This is a genomic window from Propionicimonas sp. (assembly GCF_047606205.1).
GTDB lineage: Bacteria > Actinomycetota > Actinomycetes > Propionibacteriales > Propionibacteriaceae > Propionicimonas.
Map to the genome: position 1 here is coordinate 1 of NZ_JASGES010000047.1, position 2,684 is coordinate 2,684.

Sequence of the window (2,684 nt, forward strand, 5' to 3'; positions counted from 1 at the left end):
ATCGCCGAGGCCCACGGCGGGATGCTGGCCGCGGCGAGCCCCGGCCCCGGCCGCGGCGCCACCCTCACCCTCACGCTCCCGGCCCGGCCACGTTCGCGCTGACGGCGTGGCGGTCCCGGCCTGGACCGCGCCCGCCATCCCGGCCCCTCGGCCCGGGTTCGGCGGGGCGATGCGATGCGGATCCGGGGGTTTGAGCGGATCTTGAGGATTGCTGGAGGGGACCTGAAGGCGGGGCAGGTGGAGTAGGGGCATGGCCGGTCTCGACCGGCCATGGCCGGTCCGGCTCCGCCGGGCGTCCGGGATGGGTGGCTCGCCTGCAGCCACCGGGCGCCCTTGTGTTCGAGCGGACCGCCAGTGAAGGCCGTCGGCCCGGACCGCCATCCTCCGGCGACACCTCCTGGCGCCTCCGGCCCGAGCCTGGCGGGCGCGGGCCGGAGGTGGCACCTCCGCGCGTCCGGGCACCGGCGGGCGACGCCACCACGGCCACCCGTCGCAGCGGCGGTCGCTCGGGGTGCGCCGCGGGGGAATTCCGCGGCGATTGTTTGCACTCGGGGTAGGTGAGTGCTAAACATGGGGTTAGCACTCTCAGGTTGAGAGTGCCACCAGTCTGACTCGATGAGATCCCTCTGGATCGTCCGTCGCGGGCATCGAGGCGAAGACCCTGACAAGTCCATCCGTGGGGCGCAGGCCCCCCGAGACGCCAAAGGATTGCCAACACAACATGGCGAAGCTGATTGAGTTCAATGTCGAGGCACGCCGCGGCCTGGAGCGGGGAATGAACACCCTTGCCGACGCCGTGCGGGTCACCCTCGGCCCGAAGGGCCGCAACGTGGTCCTGGAGAAGAAGTGGGGCGCGCCGACGATCACCAACGATGGCGTGTCCATCGCCAAGGAGATCGAGCTGGAGGACCCCTACGAGAAGATCGGCGCAGAGCTGGTCAAGGAGGTCGCCAAGAAGACCGACGACGTCGCAGGCGACGGCACCACCACGGCGACCGTGATCGCCCAGGCGATGGTCCGTGAGGGCCTGCGCAATGTCACCGCCGGCGCCAACCCGATGAGCCTGAAGAAGGGCATCGAGAAGGCCGTGGCCTCGATCGTCGACGAGCTGGGCAACCAGGCCGTCGACATCGAGACCAGGGAGCAGATCGCGGCGACCGCGTCCATCTCGGCTGCCGACACCACGGTCGGCGAGATCATCGCCGAGGCCATGGACAAGGTCGGCAAGGAGGGCGTGATCACGGTCGAGGAGAGCAACACCTTCGGGCTCGACCTCGAGCTCACCGAGGGCATGCGCTTCGACAAGGGTTTCATCTCCGGCTACTTCGTGACCGACCCGGAGCGCATGGAGGCCGTCCTCGACGACCCGTACATCCTGATCGTCAACTCCAAGGTCTCCAGCCTCCGCGACCTGCTGCCGCTGCTGGAGAAGGTCGTCCAGTCGGGCAAGCCGCTGCTGGTGATCGCCGAGGACGTGGACGGCGAGGCGCTCGCCGGCCTGATCGTCAACAAGATCAAGGGCACCTTCAAGTCCGTCGCCGTCAAGGCCCCGGGCTTCGGTGACCGCCGCAAGGCCATGCTCGGCGACATCGCCATCCTCACCGGCGGCCAGGTCGTCTCCGAGGAGGTCGGCCTGAAGCTGGACGCGGTCACCCTCGACCTGCTGGGCCGCGCGCGTTCGGTGCTCGTGACCAAGGACGAGACCACCATCGTCGACGGGGCGGGCGAGCCCGACCAGATCGCCGGCCGGGTGGCGCAGATCCGTCGCGAGATCGAGAACTCCGACTCCGACTACGACCGCGAGAAGCTGCAGGAGCGCCTGGCCAAGCTGGCCGGCGGTGTCGCGGTGATCAAGGTCGGTGCGGCCACCGAGGTCGAGCTGAAGGAGCGCAAGCACCGTATCGAGGACGCCGTCCGCAACGCGAAGGCTGCCGTCGAGGAGGGCATCGTCCCCGGTGGTGGCGTGGCGCTGCTGCAGGCCGCGGCCAAGGCGGACGTCACGGGTCTGGTCGGTGACGAGGCGACCGGTGCGCAGATCGTGTTCACCGCGTGCTCGGCGCCGCTGAAGCAGATCGCCGTGAACGCCGGCCTCGAGGGCGGCGTCGTGGCGGAGAAGGTCTCGAACCTTCCTGCGGGCCAGGGCCTGAACGCGGCCACGGGCGAGTACGTCGACATGGTGGCCTCCGGGATCATCGACCCGGCCAAGGTCACCCGGTCGGCGCTGCAGAACGCCGCGTCCATCGCCGCGCTGTTCCTCACCACCGAGGCCGTGATCGCGGACAAGCCGGAGAAGACTCCGCCGATGCCCGCCGGTGACGGTGGCATGGGCGGCATGGACTTCTGACCGAACGGGGTTCGGCTGCGGGGGTCAACGTCGCGCTCGCGAGCAGGCTCGCGGACGCGGTTCCCCCGGCAGCGGCCCAACCCGGCTGACCCAGGAGGGCCGGTCGCTCCAGAAGGGGCGGCCGGCCCTCTGGCGTCCCCGGCTCACCGCGAACAGAAGGGTGGCGAGTCGGCCCCGATCGAGCGGCAGGGTGGCACTCGGGCGGCGTCGGCGGGACACGACCGGTCGTGGGGGAGACCGGGGACGGTTCCTCACTCGGTCCACCGGACTGCCAAACCGAGTCGTGGGGAGACCGGGGACGGTTCCTCACTCGGTCCACCGGACTGCCGGACCGTGCGAG

The 2,684-nt window shown here is 70.3% G+C and carries 1 protein-coding gene; it reads left to right on the plus strand.

All coding sequences use genetic code 11. The features are described 5' to 3' along the window. Positions 1-721: 721 nt before the first annotated feature. A complete protein-coding gene (gene groL / locus QM633_RS03315; RefSeq protein ID WP_415152305.1) occupies positions 722-2,344 on the plus strand; it encodes a chaperonin GroEL in 1,623 nt (540 codons plus the stop codon). The last annotated feature ends 340 nt before the right edge of the window (positions 2,345-2,684 follow it).

Bases quoted from the DNA above. Each gene is read 5' to 3' on its own strand.
- groL (WP_415152305.1), top strand. From the start codon at position 722: ATGGCGAAGCTGATTGAGTTCAATGTCGAGGCACGCCGCGGCCTGGAG.